Here is a 20,373-nt window from a genome sequence, read left to right as displayed (position 1 = left end):
GCAATCCTCGCGGGCGAGAAGGGTGCGAGAAGGAGATCGCAGCATGACCCAGGTCCAGAGCGTCGCGTCCGCGGCCAGCGGCGCCGCAACGAGCAAGACGGCCTCGGCCGGCAAGGCGAACAGCATCGACTACAACGCCTTCCTCCAGCTCCTGGTGGCGCAGTTGCAGAACCAGGACCCGACCCAGCCCATGGATTCCACCGCCTACATGTCCCAGCTCGCCTCCTTCTCCCAGGTGGAGCAGCAGGTGGCGAGCAATGCGAAGCTGGAATCTCTGCTGGCCGCCAGCGCCTTGCAGTCGGCCAACCTCGCGCTGGGCCACACCGTGACCTCCGCAGACGGCAGCATCAGCGGCAAGGTCTCCTCGGTGGAAATCACCAGCGACGGGCCTCTGGCGCAGCTCTCCAACGGCAAGAGCCTGCTCATCGGCCCCGGCGTGACGGTGAGCTGAAGATGAACGAGGCGGATGCGCTCGGCATCGTCCATTCGGCCATCTGGACCATCCTTGTCGCCGCCGGCCCGGCGGTCGCCGCGGCCATGCTCATCGGCATTCTCGTCGCGCTGTTCCAGGCGCTGACGCAGATCCAGGAAGTCACCCTCACCTTCGTGCCGAAGATCGTCGCGGTGCTGGTGGTGGCGGCGGTGACGGGCTCCTTCATGGGCGCCCAGATCATGGCCTTCACCGAGGAAATCTACGGCCGCATATCGAGCGGCTTCTGAGCCCACGCTTCCGGGGGAGCCTGATCCATGTCCGACATCACGGTGCGCGATCCGGCGCAGGGCTCGCGCCGCGACATCGGCTTCGCCATGGGCATGGTGGGGATCCTCGCCATCCTCTTCCTGCCCATCCCGCCGGCGCTCATCGACATCGGCCTCGCGCTCTCCATTGCGCTGTCGGTGCTGATCCTGATGGTGGCGCTGTGGATCGACAAGCCGCTCGAATTCTCCGCCTTTCCCACCGTCCTCCTCATCGCGACGCTGCTGCGCCTCGGCCTCGGGGTGGCGACGACGCGCCTCATCCTCGCCCACGGCTCGGACGGCGTGAACGCGGCGGGCCACATCATCCACGGCTTCTCGCAGCTCGTGATGAGCGGCGATTTCGTCATCGGCATCGTGGTGTTCCTGATCCTGGTGACGGTGAATTTCCTCGTCATCACCAAGGGCGCCACCCGCATCGCGGAGGTCGGCGCGCGCTTCACGCTGGACGCCATCCCCGGCAAGCAGATGGCGATCGATGCGGACCTGAACGCCGGCCTCATCGACGACAAGCAGGCCCAGCGCCGCCGCGCCGAGCTGGAGGAGGAAAGCGCCTTCTTCGGCTCCATGGACGGCGCCTCCAAGTTCGTGCGCGGCGAGGCGGTGGCGAGCCTCATCACCATCGCGGTGAACATCTTCGGCGGCATCATCATCGGCGTCACCCGGCACAAGATGCCCATCGCGGACGCCGCAGACATCTTCACCCGCCTGTCCGTGGGCGACGGCCTCGTCTCGCAGATCCCGGCCCTCATTGTTTCGCTTTCGGCCGGCCTCCTCGTCTCCAAGGGTGGCACGCGGGGGCGGGCGGAAAAGGCGGTGCTGGGCCAGCTCGGCGCCTATCCCCGCGCGCTGTTCGTGGCCGCTGGCCTCCTCTTCGCCCTGGCTCTCGTGCCGGGCCTGCCGTTCCTGCCCTTCGCGCTCATCGGTGGCATGATGGCCTTTGTCGGCTGGTCGGTGCCGCGTCAGCTCGCGAAACAGAAGGCGGACGCCGACGCGCGCGACGCCGAGGCGAAGCAGCAGGCGGACCGCGAGGCGCGCGAGTCCGTCAAGGAGCAGCTGAAGACCGCCGAGATCGAGGTGTGCGTCGGCAAGCAGCTGGCGACACAGGTGCTGCGCACGCCCTCGGAGCTCGGCAACCGGCTCGGCAAGATGCGGCGCAAGTTCGCCCTCCGCTATGGCTTCGTGGTGCCGGACATCCGCATGACGGAGAGCCTCGCCGCGCCGCCCAAGGGCTACCAGATCAAGATGCACGGCACGGTGCTGGCGGCGCAGGAGATGCGCATCGGCGAGTTGCTGGTCGTGGTGGGCGACGGGCCGCCGCCGGACGTGCCCGGCGACGAGGCGCGCGAGCCGGCCTTCGGCATGAAGGCCATGTGGATTCCCGAGGCCTACGCCACCGAGGTGAAGCGCGAGGGCTTCGCGCCGGTGGACAACCTCACCGTCATCCTCACCCACCTCTCCGAGGCCATCGCCAACAATTTGCCGCAGCTTCTCTCCTACAAGAGCATGCGGTCGCTGATCGACCGGCTCGATCCCGAATACAAGCGCCTCGTGGAAGACATCTGCCCGGCGCAGATCTCCTATTCCGGCCTTCAGGCCGTGCTGAAGCTGTTGCTGGCGGAGCGCGTCTCCATCCGCAACCTGCATCTCATCTTGGAGGCCGTGGCGGAGATCGTGCCCCACGCGCGCCGCTCTGAGCAGGTGGCGGAGCATGTGCGCATGCGCATGGCGCAGCAGATCTGCGGTGATCTCGCCGAGGGCGGCGTGCTGAACGTGCTGCGCCTCGGCAGCCGCTGGGATCTCGCCTTCCACCAGAGCCTCAAGCGCGACGCCAAGGGCGAGGTAATCGAGTTCGACATCGATCCGCGCCTCGTGGAGCAGTTCGGCACCGAGGCGGCCACCGCCGTGCGCGAGCGCATGAAGGCGGGGGCGCCCTTCGTGCTCGTCACCGCGCCGGATGCGCGGCCCTATGTGCGGATGATCGTGGAGCGCATGTTCCCCTCGCTGCCCGTGCTCTCCCATGTGGAGATCGCCCGCGGGGTGGAGATCAAGGCGCTGGGTGCCATCTCGTGACTTCCGGCGCCGTGAGCCTCCTCGCCCGCGAGGCGGTGCTCGCCGCTTTCCTCGTCTTCTGCCGGGTGGGCGGCGCGCTGATGCTGATGCCGGGCATCGGCGGCCGGCATATTCCCATGCGCGTCAGGGTGTTCCTGGCGCTCGCCCTCTCCTTCGCCTTCCTGCCGCTGGTGCTGGATCAGGTGGCGCCGAAGGTTCGGACGGCGGGCTCCGGCGATTTCGTGTTCATGATCGCCGGGGAGCTTCTGACCGGCCTGCTCATTGGCCTTCTGGCGCGGCTCTATGTGACGGCGCTTCAGTTCGCCACCAGCTTCATCGCCCAGGCGGTGGGCGTCTCTCCCATGCCGGGCGCGTCGGTGGAGGAGGACGAGCAGCTGCCCATCCTCGCCACCCTCATCGTCTTCTCCGCCACGGCCCTCATCTTCGTCGCCGATTTGCATCTGGAGCTGGTGAAGGGGCTGGTGGACAGCTTCGCCCGCGTGCCGCCGGGCAGCCTCCTCGCCGTGCGGCCGGCGCTGGTGGACCTCGTGGACCAGATGTCGGCGGTGTTTCTGGTGGCCGTGCGGCTCTGCGGGCCGTTCATCCTCTATTCGGTGATGGTGAATTTCGCCGTGGGACTCATCAACAAGTTCACGCCGCAGATCCCGGTCTATTTCGTGGCGACGCCCTTCGTCACCGCCGGCGGGCTGCTGCTGCTCTATGTGAGCGTGGAGCCGCTGCTCTCGGCCTTTCTCGTCGCCTTCTCCCAATGGCTGAAGGCGGGCTGAGCATGGAGAAGGAGCGCCACAGGAAGGCCGAGCGCCTCGTTGCCGTGCAGCGCCAGTTGAAGCGCGCCGCCGAGACCCGCCATGGGCAGGCGGTGCGCGAGAGGGTGAGGCTCGATGGCGAGACGGCGGACCTCATGGCCGCCCTCGACGATGGCCGCTTCGCCCCGCTGATGCTGGAGAACGTGGCGCGGCGGCTGGAGCGCGTCGCCCTCGCCCGCCAGCAGGCGCACGCCGCCGAGGTGGCCGCCGCCGATCAGGTGAAGGCCGAGAGCTTCACCCTGAAGCGCGCCGAGCGCCATGCCGAAGGGACCGGACGCCTCGCCCGCGCCGAGGAAGAGCGCACCGCCACCGACGCCATCGCCGAGGCGAGCCTCGTCTCCAGCGGGCGTGCAAGCCTCGCATAAGCATGGCGGGGCAGGGTGGCGTCCGAACCGTTCTCGATGGAAGCCGCACCATGGGCATCTCACCGCCGACCGACCTCGTCTTCGACGTGATGCAGGCCGCCGATGCCGCCCGCGCGCGGCAGGTGATGGGCAAGCTTCAGGCGCTGACCCCCGCGCCCGATGGCGCGTTCCGCACCGAGCTGGACACGGTGGCAGAGGCGAAAGCCGTTGCGCGGACTGAAAAACTGGCGGCCCGAGGCGACAAGGATGCGGCAGCCGCCGCGGCGGCGCTGATCCCGCCCGGCGTCGCCTTCTCCGGCGCCAGCCTCACGGGGCTGAAGAACGCCCATGCCCTTGGTCCCCACCACGCGGGGGGCGCCACGGGCGCCGCGCCGCTGGCTGGAACGCAGAAGTCCGCGACCCCTGGCGCCGCCTCGCTCCAGAAGTTCGAGGCCATGGTGCTCTCCCAGTTCCTCGACACCATGATGCCCACCAAGGGCGCCACCTCGAAATCCTCCATGTTCGGCGCCGGCACGGCCGGAGATACCTGGAAATCGCTGCTCACCCAGAAGGTGGGCGAGGAGGCCGCCCGCGCCGGCGGCATCGGCCTTGCCGCGCGCCTCGGCGAATCCTCCGCCGTCTTCGCCAGGGCGAAGGGAGGGGCGGCATGAGCTTCGACAGCGAGCTGAATGCCGCCCGCCCGCCGGCGGTCGTCGCCCTCATCAGCGCCCTCGACCGGCTGGAAGAGACCATCGATATGGAGAATGCCGCCTTCGAGGAGCGCGGCGCCCTCGATCTCGTGGAGATCAACCGGCGCAAGAGCCGCGCCTTGCTGGAACTGAGCCGGGTCGCCCGTGGTCTTCCGGACCAGCTCGATGCCGCCACAGCCGGGCGGCTCGCGCGGCTGAAGGCGAAGCTCGACCGCAACCAGTATGTCATCGCCCTGCGCATCGCCGCCGCGCGCGAGGTGGGCGCCATCCTCGACCGGGCGCTGGCCGAGGCGGAGTCGGACGGCACCTATTCGGCGCACTCCGCGCAGGCCGCGCGAGCGGGGGCGGGGGCATGATCCGCTTCGTCATCATCGGCGTGTGGGCCTGCCTCGTGGGGCTCGGCTCCAGCTATGCCGCCGCCTGGTATGCGGCCGGTGCGCCGCGCAAGAGCGAGGAACCCTATCTCGCCGGCCTCGAATATCGCCGCCTGCCGGCCATCACCGTGCCCATGATCGTGGACGGCAAGCTGCAGGGCTACGTGCTGGCGAAGTTCGTCATCACCGCCGACGCGGGCGAGCTGCGCAAGCTGCCCATGGAGCCCACGGTGTTCGCGGTGAACGCCGCCTTCAGCGAGATCTATGTCAACGGCCGCATCGAGAGCGGCAAGATCACCAAGTACAATCTTCCCGAGATGCTCGGCCGCATCAAGACGAGCACGAATACGTATCTCAACGGCGAGGTCGTCCGCGAGGTGCTCGTGGATTCCCTCAACTATATCGACAAGACCGATATGCGCACCGGCGTCGGCGTCAATGTCGCGAGTTCCTCGGGCGAGAAGCCGGCCGGCAAATCCGGCGGCCACGGCGATGACGGTGCCAAGGCCGACGCCAAGCCGAAGGGCGGGCACTGAACATGCGTGCCTTCCCCCTCGCCCTTTCCCACCTCAGCCGCGGCCCCGCCGCATCGCCCCGGAGCCAGGATCATGGATGATCTCTTGCGCGAGTTCCTGACCGAGACCAGCGAGAGCCTCGACGTCGCCGACGTGGAGCTCGTGAAGTTCGAGCAGGACCCGAACAACGCGCAGATTCTCAACAACATCTTCCGCCTGGTGCACACCATCAAGGGCACCTGCGGCTTCATCGGCCTGCCGCGCCTCGCTTCCCTCGCGCACGCCGCCGAGACGCTGATGGACCGCTTCCGCGAGGGCCGGCCCGTGACCACCGATGCGGTGGGGCTGGTGCTGTCCACGATCGATCGCATCAAGCTCCTGCTCCAGCATGTGGAGGAGACCGAGGGCTCCGAGCCCGAGGGTGAGGACCGCGACCTCATCTCCCTCCTCGAAGCCATGGCGGAGGCCGTGGACGCCCCCGCAACGCCGCCACCGGCGCCACCGCCCCAGCCGGCGCAGACGCTGGAACGCCCGCTGCTGCCCGGCGAACTGCCGCTGGACGAGCTGGATCGCATCTTCCGCGAGACCAAGGTGGACCCCATCACGCCCCCGCCCGCCGCCCCGATTGTCGCCAAGGCCGCCCCGCCCAAGCCGGCGCCGGCTATGCCCAAGGCCGACGCGGAGGCCGTCCATGGTGCGGCTCAGGCGGGCGAGGCCCATGGCGTCGCCGCCCAGTCCATCCGCGTCCATGTGGGGGTGCTGGAACAGCTGATGACCATGGTCTCCGAGCTGGTGCTGACCCGCAACCAGCTGATGGAGATCGCCCGTCGCCACGACGAGCCGGAATACAAGGTCTCCCTGCAGCGCCTGTCCAACGTCACGGGCGAGCTGCAGGAGGCGGTGATGCGCACGCGCATGCAGCCCATCGGCAACGCCTGGCAGAAGCTGCCGCGCATCGTGCGTGACCTCGCGCAGGAGCTGGGCAAGCAGATCGAGCTGGAGCAGGTGGGCGCCGACACCGAGCTGGACCGGCAGGTGCTGGACCAGATCAAGGACCCGCTCACCCACATGGTCCGCAACTCCGCCGACCACGGCCTCGAGATGCCCGAGCAGCGCCGCGCCGCGGGCAAGTCCGAGCGCGGCCTCATCCGCCTCTCTGCCTATCACGAGGGCGGTCATGTCATCGTCGAGATTTCCGACGATGGCCGCGGCCTCGACGTCGCGCGCATCAAGCAGAAGGCGCTGGAGAACGGCCTCGCCACCGAGGCCGAGCTGGCGAAGATGCCGGACTCCCAGGTGTTTCGCTTCATTTTCCACGCCGGCCTTTCCACCGCGCAGAAGGTGACAAACGTCTCCGGCCGGGGCGTCGGCATGGACGTGGTGCGCTCCAACCTCGAATCCATCGGCGGCACCGTCGATGTGCGCTCGCGGCAGGGCGAGGGCTCCACCTTCGTCATCAAGATCCCGCTGACGCTCGCCATCGTTCCCGCCCTCATCGTGCGTGCGGCCGGGGAGCGCTTCGCCCTGCCGCAGAGCGCGGTGGAGGAACTGGTGCGGGTGCAGGCGGGCTCGGACCATGAGATCACCTGGCTGAACAACTCGCCCGTGCTCGGCCTGCGCGATCGCCTCCTGCCCATCGTCAGCCTCGGCGCCCTGCTCGGCCTTTCGCCGGAGCGCGACGGGCGCGACGAGGCGCTGTGGGAACGGGCGCTCATCGTGGTGATGAAGGTGGGCCACCAGACGTTCGGCGTGGTGGTGGAGGCGGTGTCCCACACCGAGGAAATCGTGGTGAAGCCCATGGCCTCGGCCCTGCGCCAGCTGCCCATGGTGTCGGGCAGCACCATCCTCGGCGACGGGCGGGTCATCATGATCCTCGATCCCGCTGGCCTTGCCCAGCATGCGGCGGCGCGCGGCGGCGCCGCGGAAGAGACCAGCCATCACGGCGCCGGCCGGCAGGCGCGCGCCAGCCAGAAGCGCTCGTCCCTGCTGCTGTTCCGCGCAGGCTCGCGCGATCTCAAGGCGGTGCCGCTCGGCCTCGTCACCCGCATCGAGGAGCTGGAGGTGGCGCGCATCGAGCGCGTCAACGGCTACCCGGTGCTGCAGTATCGCGGCGCGCTGATCCCGGTGCTCTACGCCAACGAGGAGGTCCAGCGCGTGGCTGCCGGCACCCAGCCCATGCTGGTGTTCGCCGATGGCGGGCGCGTCATGGGCCTCGTGGTGGACGAGATCGTCGACATCGTGGAGGCCGAGCTTGACCTGGAGCTGTCGCCCTCCAACATGCCGGAGGTGCTCGGCGCGGCGGTGCTGTCGGGCCAGGCCACCGAGATTCTCGACGTCGCCTTCTACGTGCAGGTGGCCTTCGGCGAGCGCTTCCGCCACCTGGTCCGTTCGTCCGAGCGGCCGCGCCTGCTCCTGGTGGACGAGAGCCCGTTCCACCGCGACCTCTTGGCGCCCATGCTCAATGGCAACGGCTACGAGGTCACTGCCTGCGCCTCCGGCGGCGAGGCGCTGGCGCGGCTCGGCACGGAGGACGGCTTCGACGCCATCGTCAGCGACGTGGACCTGCCCGACATGGACGGCTTCGCCCTCGCCGCCGCCGTGCGTGGCGACCCGCGCATCCGCGAGGTGCCGATCATCGCGCTCGCCACCGCGCAGGACCGCGATGCGCTGGAGCGGGGCCGCGCCGTCGGCTTCACAGATTGCGTCGCCAAGTTCGACCGCTCCGGCCTCATCGCCGCGCTGAAGGAATTCACCGGCCGACAGGGAATTGCCGCATGAACGCCCACACGCCACTCACGAAGGATACGGCCGAAGCCGCCGCGCACGATGTGGTCCAGTACGTGACGGTGCGCATCGGGCCGCAGCTGTTCGGCCTGCCCATCGCGCTGGTGCACGAGGTGTTCGTGCCGGAATCCATCACCCGCGTGCCGCTCGCCCCCGGCGAGATCGCCGGCGTGCTGAACCTGCGGGGACGCATCGTCACCATGGTGGCCATGCGGCGCCTGCTGTCGCTGCCGGACGCCGAGGGCGCGCCCATGGCGGTGGGCATCGAGCACCACGGCGAGGCCTTCGGCCTCATCATCGACGAGGTGGGCGAGGTGCTGTCCCTCGATGCGGCCCGCCGCGAAGCCAACCCGGCCAACCTCGACCCGCGCTGGGCGCAGGTGGCCGCCGGCGTCCATCGCCTCTCCGGCGACCTGATGCTGATCCTCAACGTGGACCTGGTGCTCGATCGGGCCGGCTCGGCCGTCGCCCGCCAGGATGCCGGCAAACGCGCGGAGCTTTGAATGAAGACCTGTCTCGTGGTGGACGACTCCAGCGTCGTCCGCAAGGTTGCCCGCGGCATCCTCGAAGATCTCGGCTTCTGCGTGGAGGAGGCGGCAGACGGCGCCCCGGCGCTGGAGATGTGCGCCCGCGCCATGCCGGACGCCATCCTGCTCGACTGGTCCATGCCGGTGACGGACGGCCTCGCCGTGCTCGAACAGCTCAGGTCGAGCGAAGCCGGGCGCACGCCGAAGGTCATCTTCTGCACCGCCAAGAACGACATGGAGCATATCGCCCGCGCCGTCTCGCTGGGGGCCGACGAATACATCATGAAGCCCTTCGATTCCGAAATCCTGCGCGAGAAGCTCGAGGCCGTCGGCCTCCTGGACAGGGTGGACTGATGCCCCAATCCCCAGCCCCAGCCGCGTCCGCGCCGGGCGCGGATGCCCGAATCCGCGTGATGGTGGTGGACGACAGCGTGTTCGTGCGCGGCATCGTCTCGCGCTGGCTCTCGGAAGACCCCGCCTTCGAGCTTGTCGGCACCTTCTCCAACGGGAAGGCGGCGCTGGCCGATCTCGACCGGGTGCAGCCCGACGTGGTCATCCTCGACCTTGAGATGCCGGAGATGGACGGGCTCACCGCCCTGCCGCTGATCCTGCGGCAAAGGCGGAACACCACTGTCATCGTGGCCTCGGCCCTCTCCCGCCGTGGCGCCGAGGTCAGCCTCAAGGCGCTCACGCTGGGCGCCGCCGACTATCTGCCGAAGCCCGACGCCACCAAGGGCACGTTTGCCACCGACGACTTCAAGCGCGAGCTGATGGAGAAGGTCCGCAGCCTCGGCCTGAAGGTGCTGCGGCAAGCCGGCCGTGCGGCCGCCCTGCCGCCGCCCTCCACCCAGCCGCAGGCGGCGGCATTGCCCAGCCAGCCGAGGGGGCCGATCCGCTTGCGACCCTATTCCGTGTCCGATGTCTCGCTCATCGCGGTGGGCAGCTCCACCGGGGGGCCACAGGCGCTGACCCGCCTGTTCGCAGTGCTCGGGCCCTATATCGACCGCATCCCGGTGGTCATCACCCAGCACATGCCGCCGACCTTCACCGCGCTCCTCGCCGAGCACGTCACCCGCGCCGCGGGGCGGCAGGCGGCGGAGGGGCAGGATGGCGAGGCGCTGTGCGCCGGGCGCATCTATATCGCCCCCGGCGGCAAGCACATGCTGCTGGAGCGCGACGGGGCGCGCACCGTCATCCGCCTGTCCGACGGGCCGGCGGTGAATTTCTGCAAGCCGGCGGTGGACCCCATGTTCGACACCGTGGCGCAGATCTACCGCCGCAACGCGTTGGCCCTCGTGCTCACTGGCATGGGCAGTGACGGGGCGCGCGGGGCCGGCATCATCGCCGATGCGGGTGGCAGCGTCATCGTGCAGGACGAGGAGACAAGCGTGGTGTGGGGCATGCCCGGCGCCACCGCCAGCGCAGGCAACGCCAGCGAGGTGCTCCCCCTCCAGGCCATCGGTCCCAAGGTCATCGCCATGCTTGCCAGGAGGCGCGGATGATCCGCCCCGCGGACTACGACTTCTTCGCCCGGTTCCTGAAAGAGAGATCGGGGCTCATCCTCACCGACGACAAGCACTATCTCCTGGAAAGCCGCCTCATCCCGCTGCTCAACCGCTTCGCGATTCCCGATTTCGCGCGGCTGGCGGAGATCCTGAAGAGCAACGAGGCGCCCATCATCGCGGAAGCGGTGGTGGAGGCGATGACCACGAACGAGTCCTTGTTCTTCCGCGACAAGGTGCCGTTCGAGGACATGGCCCGCTCGCTCCTGCCGGCCCTGTGCGCGGCGCGGCTGAAGACGCACACGCTGCGCATCTGGTGCGCCGCCGCCTCGACGGGGCAGGAACCCTATTCCATCGCCATGATGCTGGCCGAGAAGCCGGAACTCACAGGCGGGCGGCGGGTGCAGATCATCGGCACGGACATCTCGAGCGAGGTTCTGGAGCGGGCGCGGGCCGGGCGCTACAACCAGTTCGAGGTGCAGCGCGGGCTCTCGGTGCAGCAACTGCTCAAGTATTTCGTGAAGTCGGGCGACTGGTGGGAGGTCGTCCCGCAGCTGAAAGCCATGATCGAGTATCGCAAGTTCAACCTGCTCGACCCCTTCGGCGGGCTCGGCACCTTCGATCTCATCATGTGCCGGAATGTGCTGATCTATTTCGACGTGCCCACCAAGGCCGACATCCTCGCGCGCATGTCGCGCCAGCTCGCGCCCGACGGCTTCCTCCAGCTCGGCGGGGCGGAGACGGCCATCGGCATCTGCGATGCCTTCCGCCCGCTGCCGGACCACCGCGGCACCTACGTCCACACCCGCGCGCCGGCGACCATCGTCGCCGCCCGGCGGTAGCAGGGACCAGACCCCGCGACCCGGAGCTTGCGCCGGGCGGCTGAGGGATCATTCCGGATCGGAGCCAATCCGGAGCAAGAGGGGTCGATCAATCCGAAGCCGGCGCCGCGGATCCAGCATCCGCCGCCGGCTTCGGCGTTTCCGGGGCCGGAAATCCCGCGGCTACTCCGATTTGGCAATGAATTCGCTCCCAAACCCGTTTCTCTTCAGATTGCTCGCTCCCCCGCCGCGTCATAGGGATTTTGTGTCGTTCGGATCGTCAATAAGTCAGTAAGACATCGACGCCGACTGCGCGGAAATGCTGTGACATGATGGAGGGTATCATGTACGTGGTCGTTGATGAGCGTGCGTCTGTTGCGGAAAGTTATGTGTCGGCGTTCTCTCGCGAAGGTTTTTCTTCGCAGAGCTTCTCGGGTAACGAGTTCCGGGACTGGATCGAGACCACCTCGGACCAGGATCTCGGCGCGGTCGAAAGCTTCCTGATCGGGGAGTCCGAGGCGCGGATCACTTATCCCGACCTCATCCGCTCGCACAGCAAGGCGCCCATCATCGCGCTGGAGGACGTGAAGTCCCTCACCCAGACACTGGAACTCTTCACCGCCGGCATCGACGACGTGGTGCGCAAGCCTGTCCATGTGCGCGAGATCGTGGCCCGCGCCGATGCGGTGTGGCGGCGGGTGCGCTCGGGTGACATCCAGATGCCGCTCGACGAGCGCCTGCGCGTGTTCTTCGATGGCCGCGACCCGGAAGTCGACGGCGAGCCGCTGGCCCTGCCGCGCCGCGAGCGGCACATCCTCGAATATCTCGTGAAGAACTCGAAGCGCCGGGTCACCAAGACCCAGATCTTCAACACCATCTATGGCATCTTCAACGAGGACGTGGACGAGAGCGTGGTCGAGGGCCACATGAGCAAGCTGCGCAAGAAGCTGCGCCTGAAGCTCGGCCGCGACGTCATCGATGCCCGCCGCTATCTCGGCTACCAGTACGTCGGCTGAGCGGGCGAAAGAGTCCCGCAGAATTGCAAGCTACAACCAAGCTTGATTGGCTAGGACGGGACGGATCTTTGTCTTTCAAATCCGAGACAAGTTCGAGACAACCCGAAAATGGGGAGACAAACATGCGTCTGACCGTCAAGAGTACATTGATCGGCCTCTATCTTGTCCTGGTCGCTCTGGCGGCCGGACAGGGGGTTCTGGCCCTCACCAAGCTCAGCCACCTCAACGACAATACGACGGAAATCACCACCAACTGGCTCCCGAGCGTGCGCGCCGTGGGCGAAGTCAAGTATACGATGACCCGAATTCGCGTTGCGGCCCTGCGCATCCTCCTTGTGACAGACCCCAAGGAAAGCGCGGCCCTCCAGGCGCGCATGACACGCCTCCTCGCCGAAAACGGGAAGGCGATGACGGAGTATGAGAAGCTTATTTCCAGCCAGGAGGAGCGCAATCTCTGGAACTCGGTGATGGTGCACTGGGCTGACTACACGCAGGCTCAGTCGGAATTCCTCGGCAAGCACCAGTCGGGTATGACGGAGGAGGCTGTCGATCTGGCGAGCAAGACCCTTGCATTGTTCGATTCGGTCATAACGGGCCTCGACAAGAACGTTGATCTCAACGACCGGTCCGCCGAGGCCGCCGCTGCTGCATCCGTCGCGGATTACAATGAGGCGCGCTTCGTCCTTCTCGTCTCGATCGGCGTGCAGATCGTGCTCGGCCTTGCCGCCGTCGCCTTCATCGTCATCGGCATCACCCGCCCGCTCAACCGCGTCACCGACGCCATGGGCAAGATCGCCGGCGGCGCCCTCGAGACCGAGGTGCCGAACCGCGAGACCAAGAACGAGATCGGCGACATCGCCCGCACCCTCGAGGTGTTCCGCGACGGCCTCGTCGAGACCGAGAACCTGCGCGCCGAGCAGAAGCGCAAGGAAGAGGAGATGGCGCAGCAGCTCGTCGCCGAGCGTGTCTCCATCGCCAATTCCTTCCAGAGCCGCATGGGGGCCCTCGCGGAGCGCTTCTCCGGCTCGTCCGGCGAGGTGGCGGACGCCGCCCGCAATCTCTCCGCCACGGCGGAGGAGACGTCCCGCCAGGCGCAGTCGGTGACGCTTGCCGCCGAGGGGGCCTCGGACAACGTGCAGACGGTCGCCGCTTCGGCCGAGGAGCTGTCCGCCTCCATCCGCGAGATGAGCGACCAGGTGTCGAACTCGGCGGTCATCGCCCGCTCGGCGGCCGAGGAAGCCGAGCGCACCAACGAGAACATCCGCCAGCTCTCCGAGGCGGCCCAGTCCATCGGGCAGGTGCTGAACCTCATCAAGGAGATCGCCGAGCAGACCAACCTCCTCGCCCTCAACGCCACCATCGAGGCGGCTCGGGCGGGTGATGCGGGCCGTGGCTTCGCGGTTGTCGCCTCCGAGGTGAAGGAACTCGCCGCCCAGACGGCGAAGGCCACCGACGAGATTTCCATGAAGATCGGCGAGATCCAGCACGCCACCTCCGCCACGGTGACCTCGATCCAGAGCATCGTGACCACCATCAACAATGTGCGCGACCTTACCGCCATCATCGCCGGTGCGGTGGAGGAGCAGCGGGCCGCCACCAGCGAGATCGCCGCCAACACCCATCGCGCGGCGCAGGGCGCCACGCAGGTGACGAACAACATGAGTGGTGTCGGCCAGGCCGCCGGCATGACCGGCTCCGCCGCGACCCAGCTCATGAGCCTCTCCTCGGCCCTCTCCGAGCAGTCCCAGGATCTCCAGCGCGAGGTGACGAGCTTCGTCTCCACCCTCCGCGCCGCCTGATCCGCGCCGCACAAAACAAGGGCCGGTGTCGGGAGACACCGGCCCTTTTCATTTGCGGAATGACGTTCAGTCGAGCTTGATGCCGAAGCGGTCGGCCTGGCGCCGCACGAAGGCCTCCATGCGGCCGCGGCCCTGCTCTGTCAGCACCACCAGGATGCGCCGCCGGTCGCGGCCGTCCGGCACGCGCTTCACCAGCTCCGCCGTTTCCAGATCGTCGATGCGGCGCAGCGCCGTGGTGGTGGGCGCGCCGGAGGCGATGCACAGGCTGGTGACGGAGATGGGGCGGGCGCTCGCCTCCGCCACCGCGAGGTCGAGCATCATCTCCCACGCGGGATCGGAGAACAGGCCGGCCTGGAAGATGGCGTCGCGGTCGGCGCGGGCGGCGACGAGCGCCTTCATGTAATTGGGCCGGGCGATGGTGGCGGGTGGATCGTCCTCGCCGTTCGCCGCCAGCGCCTCGTCCTCGACGATGGCCAGCGCGCGCTGGATGGCATGGGCCACCTCCTCGGCGGCGAGCGGCTTCTGGAGGAAGTCCACCGCCTGGAGGCGCAGCGCGCCCACGGCGCGATCGAGGGAGGCATGGCCGGTGATGACGATGGCGGCCATGGGATGCTTGCGGCGCCGCACCGAGAGCTTCTGCAGCAGCTCGATGCCGTCGATGCGCGGCATCTGCAGATCGGTGACGATCACCTTCAGGGGATCGTTGCGCTGCACGAGGTCCAGCGCTTCCACGGCTGTGGTCGCGGTGAGCGAGGGAATGCCGAGCATCGAGAGGCCGTCGTGCAGCTCTTCCAGCACGTCGGGATCGTCATCGACCAGAAGCACCTGCGGCTCGGCCATTTCGCCTGGGCCATGCTTGGGGCTGTCATTGCGCATTATCTGGCTTGGCGTCCTCGCGTTTGGCTTCCTCGACCTTGACGTCCCCGGTTGTGGTGTCCGGTTTGTTCCATTCCTTGAACATCGCAATCAGTTCGGCAAGGGCAAGTTTGCGCGATATCAAAAAACCTTGGACCAGATCGGCCCCCATCGCCTTGACCCGTGACAAATCCTCTTCGGTCTCAATGCCTTCGGCTACCACCTTGAGGCCGAGGCGATGGCCGAGCTGGATCAGCGCCTCAAGGATGCTACGCGACTTCTCCGTGCCGCGGGACTGCACGATCAGTGCGCGGTCGACCTTCAGCTCGGTGATGGGCAGGCGGGCCAGCTGGAGCAGGCCGCTCTGCCGCTGCCCCACGTCGTCCAGGGCGATGCCAAATCCCGCCATACGCATCTGCGCGAGCGCCATCAGGGCCTCGCTGGAGGAGCCGTAAAGCGCGTCTTCCGTCAGTTCCAGGATGACGTCCGCGGGGGTGAGGCCGGCATTGCGGACCGTGGTGGCGAGCAGATTGGACGCTTGGCGCTCGGTGAGTACGTCGAGCGGCATGTTGATGCTGACCGGGCCGCGAAGGCCGGCCGCCTGCCACGCCGCGGCCCCCCGCGCGGCGGTCTCGACCACGCGAAGCGTGAGGCGCCGCATCAGATCGGGATTGACTGTTGCGGCCGCGATCACGGCAGACGGCGAGATCCGGCCAAGGCCGGGCCACACGTCGCCGAGCAGCGCCTCGGCTCCCGCGAAGGTGCGGTGGTCCGGGTGGCACTTGGGCTGGAACATCACTGGCACGGTGTCGGCTGCGAGAGAAGCTTCCACGGAGGCGATCACCTGCGCCTCAGACGGCGCACCGCCAGGGGCAGCGCGATCCAACTCTTGGGCCGCTTCACCACCGATGAGAGTCAGCAGATCTTCGGGATCGAACGGCTTGCGCAGCGTGCCAAGGATGCGGATGTTGCTCATGCGCCCGGCCTCAGCGGCGGCCGCAATCACATCTACGTCACTTCCGCTGATGAGGACCACTTGAGGGCTCAGCACGCAGCGACAGAGATTGCGCAGCACGTCCACGCCATCGATTCCCGGCATGTTTAGATCGAGCAGGAGCAGGTCGATCTGGCACATGCGGGCGGGGGTCAAAGTCTCCGGTTGGGAGGTATGATCCACTTGGTGGCCGGCGAATGTGAGGTATTCCGCTAAGTCTTCCCGGAAAGCGTCGTCATCGTCGAGGATGAGAATCCGCCGAAGATTTGCGCGTCCGGCACGATGATTGACCGGATCGCGTTCCGCCGACATGGAGCACCTCTTTTCACGGCGCCCGAATCTTTTAGATTGCCCAAGGCGTTCCGCTCTTGTCTTTTATATTTCACTCCGGTTGTCACATTGCAAGGCGGCAACTGATCCGGATTTCGCTCCAAAACGGAATGAGTTGGCCTTGACGAAAAGTCAGGCCAAGCGTGGAGTGCGGCGCAGCACCGATAGCCGCCAATTGATACCGTCCGAATAGGTCCGACGGCAGATGAATCACGTTCTCATTGTCGATGACGAACCGGAATATCTCGACGAACTGGTCGAGGCGCTTGGCTTTCGCGGCCTGTCGACCTGCTCCGTGGGGCGTGGCGTGGATGCGCTCGATGTGCTCTCCCGCGATCCCGATATCCGCGTGGTGCTCACCGACATGCGGATGCCGGACATGGATGGTGTCGCCCTGGTGGAAACGATGCTCGGGCGATTCCCCACCCGCGATCTGCGCTTTCTGATGATGACGGGCCATGCCGCCGAGGCCGACATGGCGCGGGCCCGGGAGGTCGGCGTGCTGCGCTGCTTCCCGAAGCCGCTGGCCTTCGATGCCCTGTGCGAGGCCCTGGTCGAGCTTGGAGGTGTCGCCGATGCCCGCAACTGACGCCCCCTCACGCCTGGACGGCCGGGGCTTCAACCGCGTCACGCTGATGCTGGGGGGGCTCGTTTTCCTCGTCGGCGTCATTCCGCTCGTCGCGGCGCTGGTGCTGTTCCAGCTGCACAGCCAGGCCGAGATGGAAAAGGCGGAGATCTCGGCGCACCGCATGGCGACGCTGCTGATGCGCAGCTTCGAGCAGGCGGTGGAGCCCATCGACGCCCTGCTGCAGAACTTCGCCAGCGGCCACGACACCACCGCCGCTCCCTACCAGATCTACGAGCAGCTGAAGGATTTCAACGTCCCCGCCTCGCTGGTCCAGCTCGCCGTCACGGACAAGAACGGGGTCATGGTCGCCACCAGCCTGGCGCCGCCCGGGCCGGAGAAGGTGGATCTCTCCGATCGCGAGCATATCCGCGTGCACATGGGCAAGGACCCGGCGAAGGGGCAGCTCTTCATCAGCAAGCCGGTGCTCGGCCGCGTCTCCAAGAAATGGACCATCCAGCTCACCCGGCCGCTGAGCGACGCCCAGGGCCAGTTCGCCGGCGTGGTGGTCGCCTCCTATGCCATCAGCGACTTCATCGACTTCTACAAGCAGCTGCGCACCGAGGAGGGCGAGCTGATTGCCCTGATGGGCACCGACGGCGTCGCCCGCGCCCGTGCCACCAGCAAGACCAGCTTCGGCGACGACATCTCCAAATCCGCAGCCTTCATCGCCGCCATGCAGAATGGTGGCGGAACCTATCACCAGGCGAGCACCATCGACGGCGTGGAACGGGTTGGCTACACCGTGCGATCCGGCAAGTATCCGATCCTCGTCTCCGTCGCCTATTCAACCGATTTTGTCCGCGGCCAGACGGCGGACTTCAAGGCGGCGATCTGGAGCACGGCGGCCGGCCTGTCCATCGCCCTCCTGGTGATGGTCGCAGTGGGCGGCAGCTACCTCAACCTGCAGAAGCGGCTGGAGGCGCAGGAGGTGCAGGCGCTCGCCCGCCTGCGCGAAGCCAATGTGCTCGATGCCATCAGCCGGGTGCCCGGTGTCTCGGTGATGCATGTCACGCCGGACGGCGCCACCGAGATCGGCTCGCCGCCCGACGGCGCGCTCGGATGCCTCATGCGCAACTATCTGGGCAGCCGACGCTTCCGCAACCTCGTCGACGACATCAAGGAACCCCGCCACATCACCGAGCACCTCTCCGATGGCGGGACCGACCTGGAGGCGGAGATCGTCGTCGCACCCCTGCAGGGCATGGACAGGGGCGGTTCCGGTGGCCAGGAGGTGGTGGTCGTCGCGGTCGACCAGACCCAGCGGCGGATGGAGGAGAACAAGCTCTACCAGATGTCCAAGCTCGCCTCGCTGGGCGAGGTGGCGACCGGCCTTGCCCACGAGATCAACCAGCCCCTCGGCGTCATCCGCCTTGCCGCGTCCAACGCGCTCACCGGCATGAAGATGGGGCTGCCGCCGGAGCACCTCGTCTCCAAGCTCGACCGCATCGTGCAGCAGACCGTCCGCATGAGCCGGATCATCGACCACATGCGCATCTTCGGCCGCAAGAGCGACGAGCACCTCCAGCCTTCCGGGCCGCTCGATGCGGTGGAGGGCGCATTGCAGGTGGTGGGGGCGCATCTGCGCCTCGACAATGTCGAGGTCCGGACCGCGCAGGGGTCGGACATCCCGCAGGTGCTGTGCCGGCAGGACCAGCTGGAACAGGTCATCATCAACCTGATCCAGAATGCCCGCGACGCCATCGTCGAGCGTCGCACCCGCACCGGCGAGGACTTCCCCGGCCTCATCCAGCTCAGTGTCGGCTCCGAGCCCGGCAAGACGGGCCGCGTGCTGCGCATCCGCGTGGAAGACAATGGCGGCGGCATCCCCGACGAGGTGCGGGAGCGCATCTTCCAGCCCTTCTTCACCACCAAGCCGCCCGGCAAGGGCACGGGGCTCGGCCTGTCCGTGAGCTTCGGCATCATCCGCGACCATGGCGGCGCGCTCTCCGTCGAGAACGGGGAGGGCGGCGCGGTCTTCACCATCGAGCTTCCCGCGCTCGAGGAGAAGCCGGCGGCGCAGGCGGTCTGAGGCCCTGCGCGCGGCCGCCTCGGCCGTCGGGGGGCATTCCGCACCGCGGCACTGCCGCTCATTCCATCCGCCCCGCGAAGGTGCTGCGCGCAGATCCGGCCGTCCCGACGCGGCTTTGCCGTGCGCTGCGCTGCACCATCGAAATGGGCGGAATTAATCAGTATCACCTCATTTATGCATTTCCTCCGACCACCAAAGCGGCAGCAATCTGCGCGATTTCCCGGCAATAAGCTCACATCAGCGCCATTCTGCAGGAATTCTGACGTGGCGCATTGACGGCCGAAATAATCAGTGTACTCCTATTAATGGAGTCCGCCGCAGGCGGGCGCCACAGGAGCAAGCGCCGTCAGGTCGTGTTGCGATCGGGTGCGTCGTCTCCAGGGAACGATAGGGAGACAGGAATGGCTCAGGAGCCGCTCGCCACCAAGGGCAACTACCTCCACATCTACGACTTCACCATCAATCCCGGCGTGGAGGAGGAGTTCATCCGCGAGTTCGAGGACTTCGACTATTCGGATGGAAATCCCATGCACAAGTCGTGGGCGCAGGTGAAGGACGGCGTTCTGCTTCGCGATGAAGAAAATCCACTGCGCTTCTATCTGATCGCCGAGTGGAAGGACATCGAGGAGCACGCCAAGATCCGCAAGATCCTGGCCGAGGAGATCAAGCCCTCCTTCATCCGCCATATCGTTGGCGGCAAGTTCGTGCCGCGCTACGCCAAGGTCGTGTCTTCGACGCCCGACGAGATTCTCGCCAAGGCCGCCGGCTGACGTTTTACGGGCGGCGCCTCGCCGCCCGGTCTCCGGCGATGGCAAAGCCATCGCCGTTCCATGCGTGTGAAGAAAAAACAAAACTTCCAGAGTGCGCAAATGGAACTCTACGGTTTCTTCCGGTCGTCCGCCTCCTACAGGGTGCGCATCGCGCTGGCCTTCAAGGGGCTCTCCGCGACGCCGCGTGCCATCAGCCTGCCGAAGATGGAGCACAAGGCCGACGCCTTCGTGCGCCTCAATCCGCAAGGCCTTGTCCCCGCCCTCGTGGATGGCGCGCTGGTGCTCACCCAGTCGCTCGCCATCATGGAATATCTGGAGGAGACGCGGCCCGAGCCGGCGCTTCTGCCGAAAGACCCCATCGAGCGGGCCTATGTGCGCGCCTTCAGCCAGGCCATCTGCTGCGACATCCACCCGCTGAACAATGTGCGGGTGCTCAAGCATCTCGATCGCCTCGGCCATGACGAGGCTGCGCGCAATGCCTGGTATGCCCACTGGATCGCCGAAGGCTTCCAGAGCCTCGAGGCGACGCTTGCGACGCGGGGCCTCGGCGGCAGGTTCGTGCTGGGGGACGTGCCCGGCATGGCGGACATCTGCCTGGTGCCGCAGGTGTTCAACGCCCAGCGCTTCAATTGCGACGTGACGCCCTATCCGCTGGTGATGGGCATTTACGAGAACTGCATGGCCCTCGATTGCTTCGAGTCCACGCATCCCAAATATCAGGCGGACGCCGCCTAGATTAG

Annotated in this window: 21 protein-coding genes; 19 read left to right on the top strand and 2 right to left on the bottom strand. The window is 67.2% G+C overall.

Going from position 1 to position 20,373, the window contains the following annotated elements:
- The first annotated feature begins 43 nt into the window (after positions 1–43).
- From flgD to V5F74_RS22640, 15 genes are all read left to right on the top strand, one after another.
- Positions 44–451 carry a flagellar hook assembly protein FlgD gene (flgD, locus tag V5F74_RS22710; RefSeq protein ID WP_394010066.1) on the top strand — a complete coding sequence of 136 codons (408 nt, stop codon included), beginning with the start codon at positions 44–46 and terminating at the stop codon, positions 449–451.
- Between the two features lie 2 nt (positions 452–453).
- On the top strand, positions 454–720 hold the full coding sequence (gene fliQ, locus V5F74_RS22705) for a flagellar biosynthesis protein FliQ (RefSeq protein WP_024276890.1): 267 nt from the start codon (positions 454–456) through the stop codon (positions 718–720).
- Between the two features lie 27 nt (positions 721–747).
- Positions 748–2,829 carry a flagellar biosynthesis protein FlhA gene (gene flhA / locus V5F74_RS22700; RefSeq protein WP_394010065.1) on the top strand — a complete coding sequence of 694 codons (2,082 nt, stop codon included), beginning with the start codon at positions 748–750 and terminating at the stop codon, positions 2,827–2,829.
- Positions 2,826–3,596, top strand: coding sequence for a flagellar biosynthetic protein FliR (gene fliR, locus V5F74_RS22695; RefSeq protein ID WP_250165268.1), 771 nt, complete (start codon positions 2,826–2,828; stop codon positions 3,594–3,596). Before flhA ends, fliR begins: the two co-directional genes overlap by 4 nt.
- A 2-nt stretch (positions 3,597–3,598) precedes the next feature.
- The gene (locus V5F74_RS22690; protein ID WP_394010064.1) at positions 3,599–4,000 is read left to right on the top strand and encodes a hypothetical protein; all 402 of its coding nucleotides are present in this window, start codon (positions 3,599–3,601) and stop codon (positions 3,998–4,000) included.
- A gap of 50 nt (positions 4,001–4,050) precedes the next feature.
- Positions 4,051–4,650 (top strand): rod-binding protein, encoded by a 600-nt coding sequence (locus V5F74_RS22685; RefSeq protein ID WP_394010063.1) that lies wholly within the window; start codon positions 4,051–4,053, stop codon positions 4,648–4,650.
- Positions 4,647–5,045, top strand: coding sequence for a hypothetical protein (locus V5F74_RS22680; RefSeq protein ID WP_394010062.1), 399 nt, complete (start codon positions 4,647–4,649; stop codon positions 5,043–5,045). Before V5F74_RS22685 ends, V5F74_RS22680 begins: the two co-directional genes overlap by 4 nt.
- Positions 5,042–5,599 carry a hypothetical protein gene (locus tag V5F74_RS22675; RefSeq protein ID WP_394010061.1) on the top strand — a complete coding sequence of 186 codons (558 nt, stop codon included), beginning with the start codon at positions 5,042–5,044 and terminating at the stop codon, positions 5,597–5,599. Before V5F74_RS22680 ends, V5F74_RS22675 begins: the two co-directional genes overlap by 4 nt.
- A 72-nt stretch (positions 5,600–5,671) precedes the next feature.
- Positions 5,672–8,356, top strand: coding sequence for a hybrid sensor histidine kinase/response regulator (locus tag V5F74_RS22670; RefSeq protein WP_394010060.1), 2,685 nt, complete (start codon positions 5,672–5,674; stop codon positions 8,354–8,356).
- The gene (locus V5F74_RS22665) at positions 8,353–8,865 is read left to right on the top strand and encodes a chemotaxis protein CheW (protein ID WP_024276898.1); all 513 of its coding nucleotides are present in this window, start codon (positions 8,353–8,355) and stop codon (positions 8,863–8,865) included. The genes V5F74_RS22670 and V5F74_RS22665 overlap by 4 nt, the downstream gene beginning before the upstream one ends.
- Positions 8,866–9,243 (top strand): response regulator, encoded by a 378-nt coding sequence (locus V5F74_RS22660; RefSeq protein ID WP_250165262.1) that lies wholly within the window; start codon positions 8,866–8,868, stop codon positions 9,241–9,243.
- Complete coding sequence (locus V5F74_RS22655; protein ID WP_394010059.1) at positions 9,243–10,391, top strand: protein-glutamate methylesterase/protein-glutamine glutaminase; 1,149 nt, start codon at positions 9,243–9,245, stop codon at positions 10,389–10,391. The genes V5F74_RS22660 and V5F74_RS22655 overlap by 1 nt, the downstream gene beginning before the upstream one ends.
- On the top strand, positions 10,388–11,233 hold the full coding sequence (locus tag V5F74_RS22650) for a CheR family methyltransferase (protein ID WP_038192745.1): 846 nt from the start codon (positions 10,388–10,390) through the stop codon (positions 11,231–11,233). The genes V5F74_RS22655 and V5F74_RS22650 overlap by 4 nt, the downstream gene beginning before the upstream one ends.
- A gap of 323 nt (positions 11,234–11,556) precedes the next feature.
- Positions 11,557–12,228, top strand: coding sequence for a response regulator transcription factor (locus V5F74_RS22645; protein ID WP_024276902.1), 672 nt, complete (start codon positions 11,557–11,559; stop codon positions 12,226–12,228).
- Between the two features lie 122 nt (positions 12,229–12,350).
- Positions 12,351–14,027, top strand: coding sequence for a methyl-accepting chemotaxis protein (locus V5F74_RS22640; RefSeq protein WP_394010058.1), 1,677 nt, complete (start codon positions 12,351–12,353; stop codon positions 14,025–14,027).
- A gap of 66 nt (positions 14,028–14,093) precedes the next feature.
- Here V5F74_RS22640 and V5F74_RS22635 read toward each other — a convergent pair whose 3' ends face one another.
- Entirely contained in the window at positions 14,094–14,867 is a 774-nt protein-coding gene (locus V5F74_RS22635; protein ID WP_029876590.1) for a response regulator, read from the bottom strand.
- A 25-nt stretch (positions 14,868–14,892) separates the two neighbouring features.
- Complete coding sequence (locus tag V5F74_RS22630) at positions 14,893–16,188, bottom strand: EAL domain-containing response regulator (RefSeq protein ID WP_394010057.1); 1,296 nt, start codon at positions 16,186–16,188, stop codon at positions 14,893–14,895.
- A gap of 223 nt (positions 16,189–16,411) precedes the next feature.
- Between V5F74_RS22630 and V5F74_RS22625 the strand changes: the two genes are divergently transcribed.
- The 4 genes from V5F74_RS22625 to maiA all read left to right on the top strand — a co-directional run bounded on the left by V5F74_RS22625 (position 16,412) and on the right by maiA (position 20,368).
- The gene (locus tag V5F74_RS22625; protein ID WP_024276906.1) at positions 16,412–16,795 is read left to right on the top strand and encodes a response regulator; all 384 of its coding nucleotides are present in this window, start codon (positions 16,412–16,414) and stop codon (positions 16,793–16,795) included.
- Entirely contained in the window at positions 16,782–18,863 is a 2,082-nt protein-coding gene (locus V5F74_RS22620) for an ATP-binding protein (protein ID WP_394010056.1), read from the top strand. The genes V5F74_RS22625 and V5F74_RS22620 overlap by 14 nt, the downstream gene beginning before the upstream one ends.
- Positions 18,864–19,264: 401 nt before the next feature.
- Positions 19,265–19,633 (top strand): hypothetical protein, encoded by a 369-nt coding sequence (locus tag V5F74_RS22615; RefSeq protein ID WP_024276908.1) that lies wholly within the window; start codon positions 19,265–19,267, stop codon positions 19,631–19,633.
- A gap of 99 nt (positions 19,634–19,732) precedes the next feature.
- Positions 19,733–20,368 carry a maleylacetoacetate isomerase gene (gene maiA / locus V5F74_RS22610; RefSeq protein WP_394010055.1) on the top strand — a complete coding sequence of 212 codons (636 nt, stop codon included), beginning with the start codon at positions 19,733–19,735 and terminating at the stop codon, positions 20,366–20,368.
- The last annotated feature ends 5 nt before the right edge of the window (positions 20,369–20,373 follow it).

This window comes from Xanthobacter aminoxidans, assembly GCF_043193615.1.
Lineage (GTDB): Bacteria > Pseudomonadota > Alphaproteobacteria > Rhizobiales > Xanthobacteraceae > Xanthobacter > Xanthobacter aminoxidans.
The sequence above is the reverse complement of the archived record's forward strand: the minus strand, read 5'-3'. Positions and strand labels throughout refer to the sequence as shown.